Genomic DNA, 21,216 nt, shown 5'->3' with positions numbered 1-21,216 from the left:
GATTCGGTGGGTGTAGTCGTGAAAGTTGGGATTGGACTCTCGGGCTACGGGGGTTCGGTACGTCGAGTGATATAGCGATATGTGGTTGAGAATTTAGCTACTGCCGACGAGAGCGCAGAAAAGCTAGCTTCAGGCTTGAGCATAGCCGCCTCCCGCCCTGCACCGCGACAACACCTCGTCCTCCCCGACCTCCTCGTTCGCTTCGCTCACTCGTCCACCGGCGGACAAACCGCGTCCGCCGAGCCTTCGGCTTCGCCGAAGACCTCGCGCGAGGCGCGGCGCTGTCGCGCCGCGCCCGCACGCGCCGGTGTCAGCTAGCAAAGAAATGCATGTTCTAAACAAACAAAAAAAGGCTAAAAGACAACTTCTGTTAGTCGAGTTCCCGAGCAAGCACGTCCCGAAGCGCCGCAACCTCGTCGGCGTCGTAGGCCAGCGAGTCCTCGCCGACATCGAGGTCCAGCGCGCCCGAGTCGTCCGACGCGCCAATCTCCGCGACCGGAGCAACGCCGTCGAACGCCTCGCGGACGGCCTCGGGGTCGTCGGTCTCCACGACCGCGCGGCCCGGCGTCTCGGCGAAGAGGAGTTCGAGCGAGTCGAGTTCGACCGACGCGCCCGCCTCCTCGGTGACCATCTCGGCGAGCGCGACCGCCAGCCCGCCGTGGCTCACGTCGTGGGTCGCCGTGGTCGAGTCGAAATCCGCCACCTCGGCGAGCGCCTCCACGACTTCGCGGGGGTTCTCCGGAAGCGCGGGGAAGCGGTCGCTCCCGCCCATCTGGGCGAGGTACTCTGAGCCGCCGAGTCGGTCGCCGCCCGAGTCGCCGACGACGAGGAGCGTGCCGCCGCCCGAAAGCGCGGCGGGAGTCGCGTCGTAGCCGTCCTTCGTCCCGGTCATCGCCAGCGTCGGTGTCGGCGGAATCGGGCCGGAGGGCGAGTCGTTGTACAGCGAGACGTTGCCACCGACGACCGGCGCGTCCAGCTCGGCGCACATGTCGGCCAGTCCGTCCACCACGGCCTTGAAGCCGCCGTAGACGTCGGGCTTCTCGGGGTTCCCGCCGTTGAGGCAGTCCACCGCGGCCAGCGGCGTCGCGCCCTTGACCGCGAGGTTCGTGGCGTTCTCCAGCGCGACTGCCCGCGCTCCGTCGTAGGGCGCGGCGTCGGTCCAGCGCGGGTCCGCGCCAGCCGAGATGGCGAGGCCCTTCTCCGCGTCGCGGAGCGCCAGCACCGCCGAATCGTCGCCCGGCCCGGTCGCGGTCCGGACCTGCACCTCGTGGTCGTACTGGCGGTAGACCCACCGCTTGCTCGCGGTGTTGGGATTGCCGACGACCGCCTCGAAGGCCTCGCGGAGGTCGGTCTCGGGCAGGTCGCGGTCGGGTTGGGGTTGCTCCTCGGCGTCGAGGTCGTTCATCGGCGCGCCGTCGCCGAGGAACTCGGCCTCGACGTCTACCACCGTCTCGCCCTCGAAGGTGCAGACGTAGTTGCCCTCGGTCACTTCGCCGATGACCGAGCATCCCAAATCGTACTTCTCGGCGACCTGCTCGACCGCGTCGACGTTCTCGGGGCGGACCTCGTAGCACATCCGCTCCTGAGATTCGGCCAGCAGAATCTCCAGCGCGTTCATGTTGGGTTCGCGCTGGTGAACTCGCTCCAGTTCGATTTCGGCTCCGAGGCCGCCCTTGGCTATCATCTCGCTGGACGCGCCGCCGAGTCCGGCCGCGCCGAGGTCCCGTGCGGCCTCGACCAAATCGCGCTCGACGAGCGCCTCGTTGGCCTCGATGAGGAGCTTCTCGGTGTAGGGGTCGCCGACCTGTACCGCGGGTCGGTCCTCGGTCTCGGCGTCCTCCGAGAGGTCCTCGCTGGCGAAACTCGCGCCGCCGAGGCCGTCCCGGCCGGTCGCGTTGCCGACCAGCACCAGCTTGTTGCCGGGTTCGGTCGCGTCGGCCGTGACCAGTCGCTCCTCGTCCAACAGGCCCACGCAACTCACGTTGACCAGCGGGTTGCCCTCGTAGTCGGGATGGAAGGCCGTGCTTCCGGCGACGGTCGGCACGCCGATGGAGTTGCCGTAGTCCGAGATGCCTTCCACGACGCCCTCTAGCAGGTAACGGGAGTGTTCGCGGTCGAAATCCCCGAAGTACAGCGAATCGGCCAGCGCGATGGGGTAGGCACCCATCGAGAGGGTGTCGCGGACGATGCCGCCGACCCCGGTGGCCGCGCCGTCGTAGGGGTCCACGAACGAGGGGTGGTTGTGGCTCTCGATACCCATCGTGATGTACGTCCCGTCTGCGACTTCCACGACTGCGGCGTCGTCGCCCGGCCCGACGACGACCTGCTCGCCCTCGCTCTCGAAGGCCGACAGCAGGGGACGTGAGGACCGATACGCGCAGTGTTCGCTCCAGAGGTTCTCGAACAGCGCCGCCTCCGCCGCGGTCGGTTCGCGGTCGAGTTCGGCGACGACCAGTTCGCGGTCTGGCTCGGAGAGACTCATTCACCTGTCTGTACAGACACGCCGAATTAATGCCTTTCTATGTGCAGGTGCGTGCATACCTCGTCCAGTCGTCTTCCTTAATCTCGAAATCGTTCGAGTGCGGCCCGGCCGGTGTTCGAACGGGTGAACATAGCGCGACCGAGGTACCGCCCCACCGATTCTCCTCGATTTTCCCCCTGATTTCCCCGATTTTTGGTCTGCACGCTCTTCAGAAACATCAAAGAAACTTCATTTTCTCGTCTGGTCGCAGACCCGTAAACTAAATACCGGTATACGAAATCCTTGACTTTCCGGTCGTCCCCGGTCCTGCCGAGACCAGTCGAGAGAAGCTTCGGAGCGACGGAACGGGTGTGCAACCCCGCGAAAAACATCGGCGAGCGCGAACGACCGCGTACCGAGTCGCTTTTTTTCCCTGCCTGCAAAGACTCATCTGTGCTATCGGTCGAGCTTCACGCCCACTCGTCGCTGTCCTACGACGGCCGCGACCCGGTCGAACTCATGCTGGAGCAGGCCGCCGCGGTCGGTCTCGACGCGCTGGCGGTCACCGACCACGACGAAATCGAGGCCAGTCTCGCGGCCGCCGAACAGGCCGAGGAGTACGGGCTGGTCGGGATTCCGGGCATGGAGGTCAGCTCCGCGGCGGGCCACGTCCTCGGGTTGGGCATCCGCGAGCGAGTCCCGGCGGGCCTGTCGTTCGGCGAGACGCTCGACCGAATCCGACAACAGGGCGGGGTCGCGGTCGTCCCCCATCCCTTCCAGAAGTCCCGAAGCGGCGTGATGGCGAACATCACCCAGTCGGAACTCGCCGAGGCCGACGCCATCGAGGTGTACAACTCCCGACTGCTGACCGGGCGCGGGAACCGCAAGGCCAAGCGATTCGCCGAGCGCCGCGGCCTGCCCCAGACCGCGGGAAGCGACGCCCACATCAGCGAGATGGTCGGGCAGGCGGTCACGCGAATCGACGCCGACGACCGGAGTTGTGAGTCGATTCTGGACGCCATCCTCGACGGTCGAACCACGGTCGAGGGCAAGCGCACCCCGTGGCACATCAGCTTTCGGCAGGCGGCGGGCGGTGCCAAGCGCCGGGTGAAGAACCGACTCGGCGAGTTCCTCTGATGACCTCGGAGTCCTCGCCCGATTCTGAACTTCCTTTTGCGGGCGATTCCGAATCCGCGGACTCGGAATCGCCGGGCGCGATGCGAGGAGCCTCGGCCGAGGCGGTCGCTCGGGCGATTGCCGACGGCGACGCGCTCTCCGGAACGGCGGGGTTCGCCGGGCGACTGCCCGACGGTCTCCTCGTGAGGGACGCGCTCGGCCGCCAGCCGATTTTCGTGGAATCGAACGTCGCGGCGTCCGATTCCGCGGAATCGGACGCTGACGAGCGCCAGCAGTGGTCGTTCTCCCCGACAGACCTCGAAAATCCCGAGTCGATTCCGGCGGGGCACGTTCTCGCGCCCGGCGAGTCCCCCGAGCGCCTCCTCTCGCTCCCCGAACCGCCGACCGCCGCCGACGACCGCGAAGCAGTCGTCGGGGTTCGGGACGCCATCGGCGAGGCGCTGGAATCGGTCGAGACGGACGAGGCGCTGGAATCGGTCGAGGCGCCCGAGGCGCTCGATTCGGTCGAATCGAGCGCCTCGGGCGACTTGGCGGTCGCGTTCTCGGGCGGCGTCGATTCGGCGGTGGTCGCCAGCGCGTTCGACGCGCCGCTGTACGTCGTCGGTTTTCCGGGGAGCCACGACGTGTCCGCGGCCCGGCGGGCGGCCCGGTTGATGGGCCGCGAAGGAGATTTGCGGGTCGTGGAACTCTCGCCCGAGGACGTCGAGCGCGCCGTGCCGAAAGTCGCCGAAGCGACCGGTCGGACGAACGCGATGGACGTGCAAATCGCGCTTCCGCTCTTTCTGGCGGCGGAGCGCGCGGCGTCGGACGGCTACGACCGACTCGCGGTCGGACAGGGCGCGGACGAACTGTTCGGCGGGTACGCCAAGGTGGCTCGCGCGCCGGAGGACCCCCGCGTCGAGGCCGAGACGGTCCGCGGCGCGGTCCGCGAAGTGATGGGGACCCTGCCCGACCAACTGGAGCGGGACGTGCTGGCGCTCCGAGGAGCGGGCGTCGAACCGGTCGCGCCCCTGCTGGACGACCGGGTGGTCCGCTCGGCCCTGCGACTGCCGGGCCACCTGCTGGTGGACTCGCGCGGCGAGCGCAAGAAGGCGCTCCGACTCGCCGCCCGCGAGTTCGTCCCCGACCCGGTGGCCTTCCGCGAGAAGAAGGCGGTCCAGTACGGGAGTCTGGTCGCCCGCGAACTCGACCGCCTCGCCAGACAGGCCGGGTTCAAGCGCCGGATGGACGACCACGTCTCGAAGTACGTCGAGTCGCGGCTCTCGGACTGAGTGCCTCGGAAATGTATAGTGGTATCTGAGATAGTTTTTCCATTATTTAGAAAATGAAAAAATTGCTCTGGTGCCAACGACGGCCAACTAGCGATTCAGTACTGCTTGACCAACTCGGCGAGTTCCGCGCCCACCTCCTCGTCGGCCGCGAACGAGAGGCGCTGGCGCTCGTTGTCGATGACGAGGGTAATCGTCGCCTGCTCGGGGGTGCCGCCGAACGCGCTCCCCGCCACCAGCAACATCACCGAGAGGAGAATCAGTCCGACGCCGTTGGCGAAGTCGTTGGCGGCGACGACCAGTCCCACGAGCAGACAGAGGCCGCCGCAGGCGAGGAAGGCCACAGAGAGGTCGAGGGCCTCGCCCGCCGGGTCGGTCCTGACGGCGCGGACGTGGTTGTAGCCGATGGAGGTCACGCCGTCGCTCGTCTCGAAGAGGACCCGCCGGTCGGTCGCGGCGAAGGCCGTCGGCGAGTCGGGGGTCGGTTGCCACTGGTTCGCCCAGTGAACGTCGGAGCCGGTCCACGAGCGACGAATCTCCTCGGAGGACTCCAGTCGGTCCCGAAACGGCGCGTCGCGCTCGTCCGGGGTCTCCTCGACCCCGACCCGACCGGTACTCATGTAAACAAGGTGTTCAAAACCGGGGTTAATTAACTTTCTCAAATAATAAAATGACGAGCCTATTTGAAACGGGAATAGTATGAGACAGCTAACTGTTCCGGGCCGGAGTACTGCTGTCAGCGACCACGGGTACGGTTCCGAGGACCGAAGGTGGCTGTTCCGTGGCCGCAGCAGCCGTCCGACAGCGAATCCGTCGTCTCACGCGCCTTAACCAAACGTAGCACCGACTTAGCCCGCCCTAACCTCCGTATATTGATTCGGCGGAAAGTCGTGGGTCTCGACATGCAGAACGCCGACCGAGAACGAGGAGTCCTCGCGGAAATCCGACGCCGGACGAGTCTGGCGTGCGTCGCGGGTCTGTCCTCGGCGCGGTACTTCTCTCGAAACGTCACGGAGATGGGGTGGCGAGACAGACTCGCGCTGCCGGTCGTCGCCGTGGTACTGTTCGCGCTCGCACTCCTCGCTCCGGACCTGCTCTCGGAGGACACTCTCGGAGAACTGTCGCCCCACGCCCCGATTTCTGGCTGACGAGCGGTCACGACCGAGTACTCACTCGTCGTCGCCGTACCCCGACCCGTCGGCGATGACCGCCGTCGGGTCGGTCCGAAGCGGCCGGGCGGGTTCGTAGTCGGCTGTCGCCACGAGCGTCAGCAGGTTGTAGAGTCCGTGACCGCTGTACTCCTCGCCGTTCCGAACGACGGTGCCGAGCGCGGCGTCGTCGAAGGGCGTCTCGTCCGCCCGCCGGACCTCGGTCGCCAGCGCGTCGGCGAGTCCGTCGCTCGCGCCGCTCTTCAGGACGGAAGCCACGGCGTCCCGAAGGCTCGGGTACCGACTGAGGAGGTTGAGACCGACCATCTTCGCCTTGTGCGTGAGGGAACTGACCGGCGCGTCGTAGTTGGCGTCCTCGATGTCGCACAGCGCTGGGTCCAACTCCTCGAGGAAGGCCGCCTGCAACTCGCTGCGGCGCTTCTGGTCGGCGGGCACGTCCATCGCGTAGTCGAAGAACGGGAGCGCGTAGAACGGCGAGACGCTCCAGCAGTAGTAGCGATTTCGGTCCTCGCCGTGGTTGAGCCAGTTGATGCCCCGCTCGCGGACGAGGAAGTGGACGTACTCGGCGTCGAAATCTGATTCCGGGTACGACTCCAACCGGGACTCGACCGACCGGACGAGTCGCTCGCGCGAGACGCCCGTCAGCTTCGCAATCTCCTCGGGGTCGAAGATGCTGTGGGCGTTCACGACGTACTCGGCGAGGTCGCGCCGCGAGTCGAACTCCCGCGGCGGGGTCAAGTCCGGGAGCGCCTTGTCGCCGCCGTCGCCCGTGACGTAGGTGAACTTGCCGTGGCGGGCCTCCATCTGTTCGAGGAAGTCCAGCAGAAAGGACATAGCGAGGAAGTTCAGCCCCTGCTTCATCTCCAGCAGGTCGGTCCGGTGGCTCTCGGTGCGCTCGACCGCGTAGCGTTCCCACTCGGCGTCGAGCGCGTCGGCGATGCGCTCGGCGAGTCGCACGTCGTCGGTGTTCGCGTCGTTCGGCTTCTCGAAGGTTGCCGTGATGTAGTCGGCCCCGGCGGCCTCGTATCCGCCAGCGACGGCCCGCGAATCGAGGCCGCCGCTCAGCGAGACGACGTTCGGAAGGCCGTCCAAGTCGCGGTTCGCGCAGGCCTCCTCGAACCGGGACGCCAACTCGCGGGCGTTCTCCCGGACGCTCCGGTCGGCGCGGGGGGTTCGCTCGAAGTCGTGTTCGTGCAGGCTCTCGACGCGAACGTCGCCGTCGATGCGAACGTAGGACCCCGGCGGGACGCGCTCGACCGAGTCGAACAGCGTCCGGTTCCCGAGTTGGTAGCCGAACAGCAGCGTCTGAGCGAACGCCATCGTGTCGGGGTCGAGCGACTCGCCGAAGTGGCGGGCCAGACTCCGGACGAACTTCAGCTCGCGGGAGAAGACGACGTTGCCCCCGACAGTCGCGTAGTAGACCGGCAGTCGAGCGAAGGCGTCGTTCACGACCGAGAGCGCCCCGGTGTCTCTCTCGTAGGCCAGCAGGAGAAAGTCCCCGTCCCGGTCGGCGACCCACGACTGGACCGCTTCGAGGCGCTCGCCGAGGAGATTCGCGCCGACCGACCGGAGGTGGCGCTCTCGGTCGTCCACGTCGTAGAGGTGCCCTTCGAGGAGGAAAATCGCGTCAGCGGTCTCGACCGTCGTCACGGGGTACTCGGCGTAGCCCGACGACCCGAGAAACGAGGTCTCGTCTGCCGCGTGGACTGTTCGCTCGTAGTCCTCACGAAAGCAGACGGTGCGGAGCGAGGCCTCTTCGGCCCCTTTCGCGGTCGTCTGGCCCTGAACGAATGAAACTCCGGGCATTGTAACTTACTCCAGCACCCGTGCGGGTATTGTTATATTGTGATTGTGACTGAATTTCGCGGTCGGCGGGAGCGACAAGTAGGCGCTGAAACCCGACAGGGATGTTATAATTACGCCGGGGTTATCAGTGAGTTATTCGGAGGGTAGGGAAGTAGCGTCAACCAGATGGTCGGACTCGCGTTCGCTGTTCGCCGTTTCCGGACGCTTCCCGTCCGACGGTTCCGCCGGTCCCGAGGCCGCCACTTTTCGCGCGAAACGTCTTCAGGCCCTGCCTGAACGCCGGAAGAATGCGACAATTGGAGGTCGACTGTGCGCGAAGAGCGTTCGGCGTTAGGAATCCTCCTCGACGCGGACCCCCGCGGGGCCGTCGAGGCGGAAGCCGGTGATTTCGCCCGAGTACCGGTAGCCGTCCTTGCCGCCGATGACCCGCCCGGAGATTTTGCCTTCGGAAATCGCGTCGTGGGGGTTGATAGAACCGAGCGCGGCGCTCTTGCGGGCGGTCCCGCTGAACTCCACGACGTACTCGCTGGACCGCCGGGGCGCGTTGCTCCCGTCGATGACCAGCTTGTTCGGCAGGACGAGGTCGTCCACGCTGACCGACTCGCCGCCGTATCTGAGCGTCCACTTGCTCTCGTCCAGAGTCATCGAGACGATGTCGCCGTCCACGAAGAAGGCGTCGCCGTAGCCGTTGCCCGAGAGGCCCGAGACCGTCACCGTGCCGTCGCCGTTGTCGGTCACGCTGTCGTTCTCCTCGGCGGCCACGTCGCCCGAGGAGGTGCGCTTCTGGACGCTCCCCTCGACCGTGAACTCGTAGGTCGCGTTCGAGGTGTTCGGCCCGGCGACGAGTTCGAGGACCGTTCCGGCCGGGGTCGAGTCGTCGGGTTCGCTCGTGGTCGAGTCGGAGCCGTCGTCGGTGCTACTCGTGGCACTCGCGGCCTCTTTGGCGGTCGTGGGAACGCCGCTCGGCATTCGGTCGCGGGGAGCGCCCGCGGAACTGCCGGAGATTTCGGCGCTACTGACGTAGGTGTGGGTGTCGGAGTACCGCGTGTTCTCGACTTCGACCACGGCGGGCGACTCCCACGCGCCGTCGCTGGCGTAGATGCCGTTGTGGATGTCGCAGTCGACGAGCTTCGTGGTGTTGTAGAATCCCCAGTAGCCTCGGCCAGCGCCCTTGCTCACGCAGTTCTTGCAGTACGACCCGTCGGTCCCGAGGCGGAAGTCGCCGGTCGGGTTGTCGGCCGCGAACGAGTTCGTGACGTGAATCGTCCCGCCGCCGCCGGGGTTGGGGTGGTCGTCGTGGTTACCGGGGCCGCTGGCGTAGACGCCGTTGCCCGCCCAGCCCTGAACGTTCACGCGGTCGATGTCGATGTGGCCGGTGTGATAGGCGTGGACGAAGATGCCGGTCGTCTTCCCGGCGGGAGCGTCGTACCCGCCGTCGCCGAGATAGACGTTCTCGATGGTGCCGGTGCCGCCGTTCGGACAGAGCGCCACGATGGGGTCGTCCACGTTGGCGTCGAAGTAGCCCCGGACGCCGACGTTGCGAATCGCCCAGCCGTCGCCGTTGGCCGAGATGCGGTAGCCCGCGCCGTCGGCGGTGATGTCGATGAGCGTGTTTTCGAGCGTGTCGCCGTCTCCGAGGCTGAAGCTCCGGACTTCGCCCGCGGGGACCGTAATCGTCTGGAACTCCTCGGCGGCGGTGACGCCCGTGCCGAACGCCGCGAGTGACGCGGCGGCCGTTCCGGTTAACCGGAGATAGTTCCGTCTGCTGACGTTCGATGCCTCTCGTGATGGTTCGCGTGTCGTTTCGTCGCGTGCCATGCCACTTTCAATGCCTTACCCATCTTTTAAGTATTTTCCGATTTTATGAATGTGGCGTCGAATCGCACTTTTGTCCGAATCAGAGATGTGGGGGCTGAGACCGGTCGATTCGACAGGGGCGGTGAGGGACGCTACTCGCTCAGCAGGAACGATTTGGTCGAACCGACATCTAAGAGACCTGTCCGTATCGCCAGCACCGACCAGATGGCGACCCCGAACAGGACGACGCCGACCAGCGAGAACACGTCCGAGACGTACCGGGTGGCCAGCAGAACGGGCACTCCCATCCCGGCCGTGATGACGCCGACGAGGGCGACCGGTCGGAGCAGTCGCGTCGAGTCCAGCGGGAGTTCCGAGTACATCACGGCCACGTTGATGAACGTGTAGATTCCAAAAGTGACCACGGTTGCGACCGCGGCCCCGACGACGCCGAGTCGCGGGATGAGGACCAGATTCAACAGGAAGTTGGCGACTGCCGTCGAACCTTTTGCGATGGCCCGCATCCGCGCTCGACCGAGGAAGTCCAGCGCCTTCGTCGTCGTCTCGTTGATGGCTCGCAGGACCACGTAGATTCCGAGGACTTGCAGGACCGGCGCGGCACCGAGATACGCCTCGCCGAAGACGATGCGAATCGTCGGTTCGGCCACGATGATGACCCCGACCGCACCGGGAAGATAGAGGAGCAGGGTGTATTCGAGCGTCTTCCGGTACATCCGCGAGGCCCGGTCGAGTTGCTCGTTGACCTTCTGCTCGCCGTAGGTCGGCGAGATGCTGAATCCGAGCGACCCCGCGAGGACGGTGAGTGACGAGGAAATCTGCTTGGCGAGGGTGTAGAACCCGACCGCGGCGGGGTTGAGGAGAACCCCGATGAGGATGGTGTCGATTTTGGTGTTGAGGACGCCCGCCCCGCGGGTTATCATCATGGGCGCGCTGTATTCGAGAATCCGGCGCGAGAGGCCCTCCTCGGGCTCGTCGGCCTTCTCGTAGTTGCTGTAGAAGTACTTGTAGAGGACGACGAAGCCGACGGCCATCCCCAGCGCGGCACCGACGAGATAGCCCAGCAGGGCACCGAGCGCGCCGAACCCGAGGACGAAGACGAACAGCACCGCGAAGATGATTCGGTTGACGTTGTTCACGACTTGGACGAGCGCGCTCCACGAGACGCAGTTGAACCCCTGAAAGAGGAGGGCGTTGAAGACGCTCAGCGAGTGGAATCCGAGGTAGGCCGCGCCGACGAGCAACAGCGGTGCGACCGCGGGTTCGCCGATGAGTCCGGCGACGTAGTTCCGGCCGAGCGCGAGGGCGCAACCGACGATACCGATGAACAGCAGTCGGTACTTGAGCGCCGTCTCGAAGACGTAGGGGACCTGCGACGAGTCCGACTCCTTGAACTCGGTCACGTAGCGCGCCGCGGACTTGGCGAGGCCGAGGTCGCTGAACAGGCGCGCGACGCCGATGATGGAGAGCGCGAGAAAGAGGATGCCGTACTCGTCGGGGCTGAGGAGGAACCGAGTCAGCAGGACCATCAGGACCGCGTTCGAGAGGACGTGGACCGCCCGCGCCAGAAACGTCATCTTCAGGCCGCGAGCGAGGCTGTCTTTTACGGCCACGCTTCTCCTCCCGTCGAGTGGCCTCCCTTCACGTCGCGCTCTCGACCCTCGTCGCGTTCTCGACCCCCGTCGCGCTCTCGACCCCCGTCGCGCTCTCGACCCGTGTCGCGCTCTCGACCCGTGTCGAGGCCAGATACGTCTCGGAGGTGCTTGGCCGACCAACTCATGTTGTTGGTATCGTGGTCCGAGACGACTTTTGTTCTATCCGGCATGTCCCGCGCTTAGGGGGCCTGTACTGCTGTAGTAGGCCGCGCTTACCTTCGGTCTCGACTGGACGGGACTGTCCCGTCCGGCGGTGGCGACCACCTCGCCGTCCCGAAATTCACGGACTATCGGGAAACGACCCGTTTCTCTCTCGAATCCCTCCTAATCGGGCGTAAAAACAGGTTAATCTGGACTGAGCGACCCCTCCGATTAAACGCCTCCGGGCAGTTGGATACGTCGGGTTCAGAGGATGGCTGACGAAACACGAGACGCCGAAGAGACCGAGGGAATCGACCGCAGAACAGTACTGAAGAGGACGACGGCCGCCGGAATCGCTGGCGCGGGGGCAGTCGGGACCGCGAGCGCCGAGGAGTACAAACACCTGCGATTCAAGGCGGCGGGCGAGGAGACCTTCCGGTACCGCGTCAGCGTCAGCGGAAAGCTCAAGCGCGAGGAGAACCGCGACGGCTACGACACGCTCGTAGACGAGAACACCGCAGAGGGCGCGGCCAGCAAGGGCCGATACGACGACTGGCTCTTCACGGGCGACATCACGTCGCTGGAACTCGAAGGGCCGGGGATGGTGCTGGTAGACGGCGAAGTGGTCGAGGACACCACCGAGGCCGACGAGCTGACCAACACCATCACGCTGGAGGCCGACGAGCGCGTCGCCTACAAGTTCCGGGTCTCCGGGCGCGTCGAGAAGGGACCGACGGCCGGGACCCTCGGCGTCGATACCGTCGAGGACAACGTCGTCCGGGGGAAGGTCGGCGGCTCCATCGAGGGCAACGAGGACCCGGCCGACGACTACCGCTACTCGGGGTCCATCGCCATCGACGACGCAGACGGCCCGCTGACGGTGACCCTCGACATCGACGGCTCCTCGTAGTCACGTTGACCGCGTCCCCGCTTCTCGGGACCGCTCCTCGACTACTCGGACTGCTTTTCGACTTTCTCGATGGCTTCCCGACCGATTTGGACGACTTCCGACGCCAAATCGTCCCGAGTGCGCAGGTCCTCGGGTGCGAACCAGACCCACTCGTCGGCGTCGGCCTCGTCGTCGCCCTCGGGGTCGATGTGCCGATTTTCGGCCTCGGCGAAGTAGACGAAGTCGATGTGCTGGTGGCCGACTCCGCCGTCCGGGTACACGTCGATGTCGAACAGCATGACGTGTTCCGCTGGCGGGAGTTCCCGGCCCGCATCGACCGAGACCTCGGTCTCGGGTTCGAGGAGGTCCACGTCGAGGCCGGTCTCCTCGCGGACCTCGCGGCGGGCGGCCTCGCGGGGGAGTTCGTCGCGGTCCACGTGACCGCCGGGCGAGAGCCACATTTCGAGTCGGTCGTGGTAGTGCAGGGCGACCGCGCCGTCGTTGACGACGTAGGTCGTCGCGGTGAAGTGGCGGGTAGTTTCCATGTCGGGAGCGAGGGAGGGTCGGGATTTGCGAGTTACGGTCTGGATTCGGGCGGAAAACGCGATTCCGGGGCGAACGGAAAATTCTGCTCCGAAGCGAGCGGACGGCGACTCGCGGGTGCGGACGCGAGTCGCCAACCGCGATGGTCGGTCGTCGTCGTTCGGGGCTACCGCCGGTCGCTAGTCGTTCCCCGACCAGATAGACAACTATATAATATCCTAGGAAACAAATACAATTCTCAGAACAACAATTCTGTTTCTCTACCTCCCGACTCGGACCGCTAACTCCTCGCGCTCCGCGCTCGACAAAAACAGAGAGTTAGGGCGCGATGGTATCTTCCTTCGCTTCCAGCAGTTCGTGGTAGCGGTTGCGAATCGTGACCTCGCTGATGTCGGAGACGTCGCTGACCTCGCTCTGGGTCACCTTCTCGTTGCTGAGGAGGGCGGCGGCGTAGACCGCGGCGGCCGCGAGGCCGACCGGGGACTTGCCGCTGTGGATGCCCTTCTCGGTCGCGGTGTCGAGCAGGTCGCGGGCGCGGCGCTCGACCTCGTCGCTGACGCCGAGGTCAGAGACGAACCGCGGGACGTAGCTCTTGGGGTCGGCGGGCTGGATTTCGAGGTTCAGCTCCCGTACCACGTAGCGGTACGTCCGGGCGATCTCGTCCTTGTCCACGCGAGAGACGCCGCTGATTTCGTCGAGGCTTCGGGGCGTGCCCGCCTGCCGCGCCGCGGCGTAGAGGGCCGAGGTTGCGACGCCCTCGATGGACCGGCCGGGCAGGAGGTCCTCGTCCAGCGCGCGCCGGTAGATGACCGACGCGGTCTCCCGGACGTTGTCAGGCAGGCCGAGCGCGGAGGCCATCCGGTCGATTTCGCCGAGCGCCTGCTTGAGATTCCGCTCCTTGGAGTCGCGCGTGCGGAACCGCTCGTTCCACTTGCGCAGGCGTTGCATCTTCTCTCGTTGGCGCGACCCCAGCGAGTTGCCGTAGGCGTCCTTGTCCTGCCAGCCGATGTTGGTCGAGAGACCCTTGTCGTGCATCGTGTTGGTCGTCGGGGCACCGACCCGGCTCTTCTGGTCCTTCTCCTTGGCGTCGAACGCGCGCCACTCCGGACCGGGGTCGATCTGGTCTTCGTCGACGACGAGCCCGCACTCCGCACAGACAGTCTCCCCGCGCTCCTCGTCGCTGACGAGGTTCCCGCTGCACTCAGGACAGCGGTTCTCCTCGTGTTCGCGCTCCGTTTCGTCGGTCGTTTGCTCGTCGTGAGTTCGAGTTCGTGTTTCAGTCATGGTGGAAGTGTAGTGAGACAGCCATCGGTAGAGAGAGACAGTACGCCGCGGACGGGACCGTGGATAACCGGGTTCAGAAGACGTACGCTAGTAACGGCCGTCTCTACTTAAAGACTGTGGCAACGACCGATTCACCCGGTTTCAACGTTCGGGCCGTCGTCACCGTCTTCGACGGCTCATTCGGCCGTTTCTGGGCAGTCTGACGACCCCCGGATTCGGCAACCTTTAATACCAGTTCCGAGGGGTCGGTATCGAAACCCTTACCGCTGGCCCGCGGGTCTCTACGTGTATGAGCGACACGTCTCCCGGTCCCGAGGAGGTCCGTCACGTCGCCGACCTCGCGCGCGTCGGACTCGACGACGACGAGGTCGAGCGGTTCACCGACCAGTTCGCGGACATCCTCGACTACTTCGAGACGCTCGAAGAGGTGCCCGAGGTCGAGCGCGAGTCCGACCTCGTGAACGTGATGCGCGAAGACGAGGCCCGCGAGTGCCTCTCGCAGGAGGAAGCGCTCTCGAACGCACCGGAGACCGAGGACGGCTACTTCAAGGGACCGAACGTCTCGTAACCATGAGTTCGAAATCGAATATCTTCATCACCGAGGAGACCATCGAGGGCGACGAGGACGGCCTCCTCGCCGACAAGACCGTCGCGGTCAAGGACAACATCAGCACCGAGGGGGTCACCACGACCTGCGCCTCCGAGATGCTCGAAGACTACGTGCCGCCCTACGACGCCACCGTCGTGGAGGCCCTCAAGGAGGCGGGCGCGACCATCGTCGGCAAGGCCAACATGGACGAGTTCGGCATGGGTTCGACCACCGAGACCTCGGCGTTCGGCCCGGCCCCGAACCCGGTCGCCGAGGGCCACGTCCCCGGCGGCTCCTCCGGCGGGAGCGCGGCCGCAGTCGCCGCAGGCGAGGCCGACCTCGCGCTCGGAAGCGACACCGGCGGCTCCATCCGCAACCCGGCCGCCTTCTGCGGCGTCGTCGGCATCAAGCCCACCTACGGACTGGTCTCGCGCTACGGACTGGTCGCCTACGCCAACAGCCTCGAACAAATCGGCCCGCTCGCGCCCACCGTCGAGGAGGCCGCCGCGCTCCTCGACGTCATCAGCGGCCCGGACGAACACGACGCCACGACCCGCGAGGAGGGCGCAGACTCCGACTACGCCAGCGCCGCCACGGGCGACGTGGAAGGCACCACCATCGGCGTCCCCACGGAACTCGTGGAAGGCGCTGACGAGGGCGTCAAAGCGCGCTTCGAGGAGACGCTGGACGACCTCCGCGACCGAGGCGCGACAGTCGAGGAGGTCTCGCTCCCCTCGGTCGAACACGCAGTCGAAGCCTACTACGTGATTGCGATGTCGGAGGCCTCCTCGAACCTCGCGCGCTTCGACGGCGTGCGCTACGGCAAGTCCGGCGGGTTCGACGGCAACTGGAACGAGACCTTCAGCGAGTCCCGCGAGGCCTTCGGCGAGGAGGTCAAGCGTCGGATTCTGCTGGGCACCTACGCCCTCTCTGCTGGCTACCACGACAAGTACTACAAGCAGGCCCAAGACGCCCGAGCGTGGGTCAAGCAGGACTTCGACGAGGCCTTCCAGTCGGTGGACGTGCTGGCGAGTCCGACCATGCCGGTTCCGCCTTTCGAGCAGGGCGAGAGTCTGGACGACCCCCTCCAGATGTACCTCGCCGACGCCAACACCGTCCCGGTGAATCTGGCCGACCTGCCCGCGATTTCGGTTCCGTCGGGCGAAGTCGATGGCGGCCTCCCGGTCGGGATTCAGTTCATTGGCCCGGCGTTCGGGGAAGAGGAGATTATCCGGGTCGGGAGTGCGGTGGAGGAGTGAATCACAGCCTTATCCGACCACAATATATTTAATATCTATCACAAAAAAGCATTGTGGATAAAGCTGTCAGTTGGACTTCTGGATTTGGAATCACTGCGGGAGTTACTGGACTATCTGTTTGGGCACCGCTTCGGTTAACTTGCCTACCAACAAGTTCTTGTTCTTCGATGACATTACTTGTCATCGAGATTTCCAAACAGGTTACTCTACTTGGCCTTGCTGTAATTTTTCTAGTGTTGCCAATTATCCTCTGCTTTGCATTGCGTGGAAATTGAAAGGTACAGACTTATTTCTCTCCACCCGCCAAATCGTGCGCCTCCAGCGAATCCACGCCCAAATCCACCGGCTCGGCGTCGTCGAACGCGCCGTATCGCTGTCGCACGACCTCGACCTGCAAGTCGTCCTCCTCGGTCGTCTCCCACCGGAGTTTGTCGCCGGGCCGGATGTCCAATCGGTCCCGAAGGTCCGGCGGGAGCGTCACCGAGTACTCATCACCGACGGTCGTCTCGCTTCGTTCGGTCGCCATACCTGACGGTTGTGCGTTATGACTGATAAACTTCGGGCGGCGCGGCGGGCGTTGGGGAAAGAACGATTCAGTTAAAAGAGCAGACTATCAGCTAACAATATCTTCCATCAGATTTTTAACCCAAAATCCCGAAATAGTGAACGATATGGGTACTTCGAGTTCCGAGGCTACTTCGGAGAAAGTCGTCCGCAACCCCGAAAAAGACGACATCGAGGTCGATTTAGAGTTTTATGACGAAACGATGGAAGGTATTGAGGGCGTCTCGATGCCGGACCCGGACGAAAACGAGTAGTCGCTACTCGTACAACGATAGGCCGTCTGCAATCTCCTTGAGCCGTTTCTTTGAGTATCGCTGTTGATATCTTTTTTCGATTTCGCCGGTTATCAACTCGTAAGCCGTGTTGCTTGTCTTGATAGCACTCCGAAGATACACTAAGTCACCTTCCGACCAGTCCGGAAAGTAATCGCTAAAAGAAGCGTGTGGGTGGCCCCAATCACCTCTGTCTTCGAGTCGTCGGACGGGAATCACGAGATCGTTCACATTTCTTTCGTAGTTGATACCAATCGGCCGGTGTGTTGCATGCAGTTGCGGACTGCGAGGAGTTCAGGGACTGTGTTGACCGGAGCGAACTCGGATTTCGGAAGAAAGGGTTCGCAGGCCTTGGCGAACTCCCAGAGAGCGTGTATCGTGTTGACGTAGGCGTAGACTTCCCACTGTGCCTCGAAGATACGGAGATGTTTCGTCTGGTCGGCGTTCAGAAAGTAGACTGTCCCGTCCGTACTTCCGATACGCTTGATTTTACCGATGCACTCGCTACGCCGGGATTTCAGGCTCAGTTTCAACGCTTCTAATTCGACGAGTTCCCGCGCGGCTTCCTGTACCGTCCCCATACGCGGGAGAAATGTAATAGCTATTTAATTATGTTCCGGAATCGAGGTGCAGGGTCAAGTCGCAAACCGTCGTCTCGCCGTACTGAAACTGGCAAGTGCGGCACACGTCGTTTCTAACCGCACCGACCACGGACAACGACCCCAACCATTTGTCGCTCCCCGTTTATGTCTCCTGTATGAGCGACCCCGCAGAATCCGCCCCTGAACCTTCACCTCCGCCGGAAGAAGCGGTAAAAGAAGGTGTCCACCCCGAGGAGGGCGAGACCACCGACGAGGCCACCCTCCACGAGGGCGGCGTCGAACTGGAGCGCACCATCGGCCTCGGCGGGGGCATCGCCATCGGCGTCGGGACGATGATAGGCGCGGGCATCTTCGTCTTCCCGGGTCTCGCCGCGGGGGAGGCCGGTCCGGCGGCGGCGCTCTCCTTTGCCATCGGGGCGGTCATCGCCCTGCTGGTGGCCCTGCCGACCGCGGAGTTGGCGACCGCGATGCCGCGGAGCGGCGGGGGATATTATTTCGTCTCGCGCGCGATGGGGGCCGCGGCCGGGGCCGTCGTCGGCCTGAGCGTCTGGCTCGGACTCGTCTTCGCCTCCGCGTTCTACCTCGTGGGGTTCGGCCAGTACGCGGTGGCGACGCTGGCCGAGGTGGGAATCTCGTTCGGGGGCGTGGGACCGGTCACGCCGCTGGCGCTGGCGTTCGGCGCGCTCCTGACCGCGGTCAGCATCACCGGAACCGAGAACGCCGCGAAGTTTCAGAACGCGGTGGTCGGCCTGCTCCTCGTCGTCCTCGTGGGCTTTCTGACCTACGGCGTGTTCGACGCGCTCGGGATATTCGGCCGCGAAACTGCGCCCGAGACGTTCATGCCCTTCGGGGCGTTTCCGGTGGTGACGACCGCCGCGCTGGTGTTCACCTCGTATCTGGGCTTCGCGCAGGTGGCGACCGTCGCGGGCGAGATTAAGTCCCCGTCCCGAAACCTGCCTTTGGCGATGGTCGGCTCCGTGCTGGCTGTCGGGGTACTCTACGTCGTGACCATCTTCGTGGCGACCAGCGCGTTCGGGAGCGAGCGACTCGCCGAGTTCGGCGAGACCGCCATCGTCGCGGTGGCGCGGGACTTGCTCGGGCCGGTGGGTGCGGTCGCCATCCTGCTGGCTGGCCTGCTGGCGACCGTGTCGAGCGCGAACGCCTCGATTCTGAGTTCTTCGCGCGCCCTCTACGCCCTGAGTCGGGACGCGCTGGTCCCCCGGCGCGCGAGCGAGGTCAACCTCCGGTGGGGGACGCCCCACGTCGCGCTCCTGCTGGCGGGCGGGCCGGTCCTCCTGCTGGTGGCGATTGGCCGAGTCGAGGTGCTCGCGGAGGTGGCCTCGTTCCTCCATCTGGTGATGTACGGCCTCATCTGCGTCGCTTTGGTGCGTCTCCGGCGCACGAATCCCGAGTGGTACGACCCCTCGTTCACGGTGCCGGGGTATCCCGTGGTGCCGATTCTGGGCGCAATCGCCAGTTTCGGGTTGCTCGCGTTCATGCAACCGCTCTCGCAGGTCGTCGGCGTCAGTATCATGATAGGCGGGGGCGTATGGTACCGCGTGTACGCCTCCGACGTGGAACTGCGGGGTGCGCTATGAGCGTCCCCGACGAACCCCGAGTGCTGGTCCCGCTGGCGGTCCTCGACGGCGAGAGCCTCGCGCCGCCGTTAGTCGAGGCGCTCTCGGGCGTCCCGGTCGAGTTGGTCGGCTATCACCGGATACCCGAGCAGACCGCGCCGGGGCAGGCCCGGATGCAGTTCGAGGAGCGCATGGAAGGCGAACTGGCCGACCTCGTGACGGTGTTCGAGGAGGCGGGCGGTCGAGTCGAGACCCGGATGGTGTTCACCCACGAACCCAAGCAGACCTTCGAGCGCGTCGCGGTCGAGGCGTCCTGCGACGCCGTCCTGCTGAACAACCCGGCCACGGAGATTTCGGACGTGCTAGTTCCGCTCCGGGGTGAGGTCAACGTCGAGCGCGTGGTTGCGCTGGTCGCCAGCGTCCTCGAAGCGACCGAGGCCGACGCGACCCTCTACCACGTCGCCGACTCGGAGGACGAGCGCGAGGCGGGGCGAGACCTCGTAAATCGGGCCAGAGAGGCGCTCGTCGAGGGTGGAATCGCCGAGGACCGAGTCCGCGAGGAAATCGTGGTCTCGGAGACGCCCATCAAGACGCTCGTGGCGACGGCGAGCGAGTACGACCTCGTCGTGATGGGCGAGAGCAAGCCCTCGGTCCGTGAACTGTTCTTCGGCGAGGTGTCCGAGCAGGTCTCGACCCAGTCGGTGACGCCCGCGCTGGTGGTCCGGCGACTGCCCGCGGTGGAGAAGAAACCGGACGCTGAAGAAGACGAGTCGGCCGCCGAAAACGACGAGTCCGCCGACGAAGAAGCGACCGAAGAATCCGACTGACCGCGAGACTGGTTTATTCGCTGTACGCCAGCGACCGATTCACTCGCTGTACGCGAGGTTCATGATCCACTGCGAGAAGGCGTCGCTCTCGGCGTCGACCTCTTCCTCGCCGATGAACGGCGAGAGCATGTCCCCGGCCATCAGCAGCGAGAAGTCCAAATCGCGGGCCGCGGGGGTGATGAGATAGGTGTTGTGTCCCTCGTAGACGGTCTCCTCGCGCTGGACGAGACCCTTCTCGTACAGCGATTCCACGATACGACTCCCCTTTCGGGAATCGACGCCCAGTTCCTTCCAGAAGTCGCTCTGGTGGATGCCGCCGGACTCGCGGACGAGTTCGAGACCCGCGCGCTCCGCCTCGGTGAGGTCCTCCTCGGATACTGCCATACCCGGAATACGTACCCCGAGGCGTTTAAAACTGACCGTCCGCGTCGTCGCCGTCGGCGACGACTTCGTACTCGGTCTCGCACGGTCTCCCGTCGGCGAACCAGTAGCGACCCCGGCCCTCGGTCTCGACGGTCACCAGCGACGACGAGCGGGTGCCGTAGTCCTCGCCGTGGACGCAGACCGCTAACTCGTGGTCGCGCAGGACCTCCGCGGCGCGGTCGAGCCACTCCTCGACGGTCATCTCGGGCATCACGCTGACGGCCTGCCGGACGCTCGCGGCCTTCGCGGCGTCTCCGTTGTGGCCCTCGTTGACGACGACGTGGACGCCGGGGTCGAAGTGGGTCGTCCGGAGGATGCCGTCCCACTCCAGCAGTCCGGCCTCCTCGTCGTCGGCGATGACGAGGTTGAACCCGGCGTACTCGCGGTCGGCGAGTTCGTTCCGGACGAACGACGCGGCCTCGGCCGCGCTGGGTCTGGCGAGCGCGTCACGGACGAGCAGTCCCCGCGAGCGCTCGCCTTGCACGTCGGCCCGGCGGTTCGTGACGGCGACGAACACGCCCGCGTCGTTGTAGCCGATCCACGTCCCGCCAGCCTCCTCGTCCTGCGGTGCGACCACGGCCGGGTCGCGGTCGAGGAGGCCCGGCGGGCGCGAGGGCCGGTCGGTGGCTTCGTCGCGGTTCGCCGCGGCGGCTATCGGCGCGCCGTCGAAGACCTGCCACGCGAGGATTAGGGTACACACGACCGGAATTACGCACTTCTCGGGCTAAAATCTCGCGGCTACGGCGGTGTGTGTCGGAGGTGTTCGTCACGTGGGGTGGTTCTCCCGATAGCAATTTATTTGATTGTTTAAGGTTCTGAAGTATTTTCTTAACACGTAAATAGTTGTGTCTGCGGATGCGGCGGCGCGCGCTGGCGCGAGTCCATCTCGCGCCATCGTCGCGCGAGGGACGAGTGAGCGACCGGAGGGAGCGAAC

At 65.1% G+C, this 21,216-nt stretch carries 21 protein-coding genes; 9 read left to right on the top strand and 12 right to left on the bottom strand.

What is annotated here, in order from left to right; all coding sequences use genetic code 11:
• Positions 1–370 precede the first annotated feature (370 nt).
• Positions 371–2,482, bottom strand: a complete 2,112-nt coding sequence (purL, locus tag EPL01_RS15290) for a phosphoribosylformylglycinamidine synthase subunit PurL (RefSeq protein WP_135826150.1) — start codon at positions 2,480–2,482, stop codon at positions 371–373.
• Between the two features lie 432 nt (positions 2,483–2,914).
• Here purL and EPL01_RS15285 point away from each other — a divergent pair, with 432 nt between their 5' ends.
• Positions 2,915–3,598 (top strand): PHP domain-containing protein, encoded by a 684-nt coding sequence (locus EPL01_RS15285; RefSeq protein WP_135826149.1) that lies wholly within the window; start codon positions 2,915–2,917, stop codon positions 3,596–3,598.
• A gap of 80 nt (positions 3,599–3,678) precedes the next feature.
• Positions 3,679–4,869: an asparagine synthase C-terminal domain-containing protein gene (locus tag EPL01_RS15280; RefSeq protein WP_135826317.1), complete on the top strand. Its 1,191-nt coding sequence runs from the start codon at positions 3,679–3,681 to the stop codon at positions 4,867–4,869.
• Positions 4,870–4,964: 95 nt separating this feature from the next.
• Here EPL01_RS15280 and EPL01_RS15275 read toward each other — a convergent pair whose 3' ends face one another.
• Complete coding sequence (locus EPL01_RS15275) at positions 4,965–5,486, bottom strand: hypothetical protein (RefSeq protein WP_135826148.1); 522 nt, start codon at positions 5,484–5,486, stop codon at positions 4,965–4,967.
• A 282-nt stretch (positions 5,487–5,768) separates the two neighbouring features.
• On the opposite strand from EPL01_RS15275, the gene EPL01_RS15270 reads away from it, so the two are divergent.
• Positions 5,769–6,014 (top strand): hypothetical protein, encoded by a 246-nt coding sequence (locus EPL01_RS15270; RefSeq protein WP_135826147.1) that lies wholly within the window; start codon positions 5,769–5,771, stop codon positions 6,012–6,014.
• 21 nt (positions 6,015–6,035) lie between these two features.
• On the opposite strand, the gene EPL01_RS15265 is transcribed toward EPL01_RS15270, so the two are convergent.
• The 4 genes from EPL01_RS15265 to EPL01_RS15250 form a co-directional block, all read right to left on the bottom strand.
• Positions 6,036–7,841, bottom strand: coding sequence for an asparagine synthase-related protein (locus EPL01_RS15265; protein WP_135826146.1), 1,806 nt, complete (start codon positions 7,839–7,841; stop codon positions 6,036–6,038).
• 330 nt (positions 7,842–8,171) lie between these two features.
• Positions 8,172–9,659, bottom strand: a complete 1,488-nt coding sequence (locus EPL01_RS15260) for a FecR family protein (RefSeq protein WP_135826145.1) — start codon at positions 9,657–9,659, stop codon at positions 8,172–8,174.
• Positions 9,660–9,790: 131 nt separating this feature from the next.
• A complete protein-coding gene (locus tag EPL01_RS15255) occupies positions 9,791–11,269 on the bottom strand; it encodes an oligosaccharide flippase family protein (RefSeq protein WP_246045713.1) in 1,479 nt (492 codons plus the stop codon).
• Positions 11,260–11,481, bottom strand: a complete 222-nt coding sequence (locus EPL01_RS15250) for a hypothetical protein (RefSeq protein ID WP_135826144.1) — start codon at positions 11,479–11,481, stop codon at positions 11,260–11,262. The genes EPL01_RS15255 and EPL01_RS15250 overlap by 10 nt, the downstream gene beginning before the upstream one ends.
• 242 nt (positions 11,482–11,723) lie before the next feature.
• On the opposite strand from EPL01_RS15250, the gene EPL01_RS15245 reads away from it, so the two are divergent.
• The gene (locus EPL01_RS15245) at positions 11,724–12,362 is read left to right on the top strand and encodes a hypothetical protein (RefSeq protein WP_135826143.1); all 639 of its coding nucleotides are present in this window, start codon (positions 11,724–11,726) and stop codon (positions 12,360–12,362) included.
• A gap of 41 nt (positions 12,363–12,403) precedes the next feature.
• Here the strand turns inward: EPL01_RS15245 and EPL01_RS15240 are convergent, their stop codons facing one another.
• Together EPL01_RS15240 and EPL01_RS15235 are read right to left on the bottom strand one after the other, a co-directional pair.
• Positions 12,404–12,886 (bottom strand): NUDIX hydrolase, encoded by a 483-nt coding sequence (locus EPL01_RS15240; protein ID WP_135826142.1) that lies wholly within the window; start codon positions 12,884–12,886, stop codon positions 12,404–12,406.
• 316 nt (positions 12,887–13,202) lie between these two features.
• Positions 13,203–14,168 carry a transcription initiation factor IIB gene (locus tag EPL01_RS15235; RefSeq protein WP_135826141.1) on the bottom strand — a complete coding sequence of 322 codons (966 nt, stop codon included), beginning with the start codon at positions 14,166–14,168 and terminating at the stop codon, positions 13,203–13,205.
• Between the two features lie 289 nt (positions 14,169–14,457).
• On the opposite strand from EPL01_RS15235, the gene gatC reads away from it, so the two are divergent.
• Positions 14,458–14,736, top strand: a complete 279-nt coding sequence (gene gatC, locus EPL01_RS15230; RefSeq protein ID WP_135826140.1) for an Asp-tRNA(Asn)/Glu-tRNA(Gln) amidotransferase subunit GatC — start codon at positions 14,458–14,460, stop codon at positions 14,734–14,736.
• Positions 14,737–14,738: 2 nt separating this feature from the next.
• Positions 14,739–16,016: an Asp-tRNA(Asn)/Glu-tRNA(Gln) amidotransferase subunit GatA gene (gene gatA, locus EPL01_RS15225; protein WP_135826139.1), complete on the top strand. Its 1,278-nt coding sequence runs from the start codon at positions 14,739–14,741 to the stop codon at positions 16,014–16,016.
• Positions 16,017–16,302: 286 nt separating this feature from the next.
• On the opposite strand, the gene EPL01_RS15220 is transcribed toward gatA, so the two are convergent.
• The gene (locus EPL01_RS15220) at positions 16,303–16,542 is read right to left on the bottom strand and encodes an AbrB/MazE/SpoVT family DNA-binding domain-containing protein (RefSeq protein WP_135826138.1); all 240 of its coding nucleotides are present in this window, start codon (positions 16,540–16,542) and stop codon (positions 16,303–16,305) included.
• 145 nt (positions 16,543–16,687) lie between these two features.
• Here EPL01_RS15220 and EPL01_RS21760 point away from each other — a divergent pair, with 145 nt between their 5' ends.
• Complete coding sequence (locus tag EPL01_RS21760; RefSeq protein WP_162224168.1) at positions 16,688–16,834, top strand: hypothetical protein; 147 nt, start codon at positions 16,688–16,690, stop codon at positions 16,832–16,834.
• Between the two features lie 245 nt (positions 16,835–17,079).
• On the opposite strand, the gene EPL01_RS15215 is transcribed toward EPL01_RS21760, so the two are convergent.
• A complete protein-coding gene (locus tag EPL01_RS15215) occupies positions 17,080–17,433 on the bottom strand; it encodes a hypothetical protein (RefSeq protein WP_135826137.1) in 354 nt (117 codons plus the stop codon).
• A gap of 176 nt (positions 17,434–17,609) precedes the next feature.
• Between EPL01_RS15215 and EPL01_RS15210 the strand changes: the two genes are divergently transcribed.
• Together EPL01_RS15210 and EPL01_RS15205 are read left to right on the top strand one after the other, a co-directional pair.
• The gene (locus EPL01_RS15210; RefSeq protein WP_135826136.1) at positions 17,610–19,052 is read left to right on the top strand and encodes an APC family permease; all 1,443 of its coding nucleotides are present in this window, start codon (positions 17,610–17,612) and stop codon (positions 19,050–19,052) included.
• Positions 19,049–19,858 (top strand): universal stress protein, encoded by an 810-nt coding sequence (locus EPL01_RS15205; protein ID WP_168215926.1) that lies wholly within the window; start codon positions 19,049–19,051, stop codon positions 19,856–19,858. The genes EPL01_RS15210 and EPL01_RS15205 overlap by 4 nt, the downstream gene beginning before the upstream one ends.
• Positions 19,859–19,897: 39 nt before the next feature.
• Here the strand turns inward: EPL01_RS15205 and EPL01_RS15200 are convergent, their stop codons facing one another.
• The gene (locus EPL01_RS15200; protein ID WP_135826134.1) at positions 19,898–20,242 is read right to left on the bottom strand and encodes a helix-turn-helix transcriptional regulator; all 345 of its coding nucleotides are present in this window, start codon (positions 20,240–20,242) and stop codon (positions 19,898–19,900) included.
• Positions 20,243–20,267: 25 nt separating this feature from the next.
• Complete coding sequence (locus EPL01_RS15195) at positions 20,268–20,981, bottom strand: NRDE family protein (protein ID WP_135826133.1); 714 nt, start codon at positions 20,979–20,981, stop codon at positions 20,268–20,270.
• Positions 20,982–21,216: the final 235 nt, after the last annotated feature.

Source organism: Halorussus ruber (assembly GCF_004765785.1).
GTDB lineage: Archaea > Halobacteriota > Halobacteria > Halobacteriales > Haladaptataceae > Halorussus > Halorussus ruber.
Note: the sequence above shows the minus strand (reverse complement) of the source record. Positions and strands in the feature narration are given on the sequence as shown.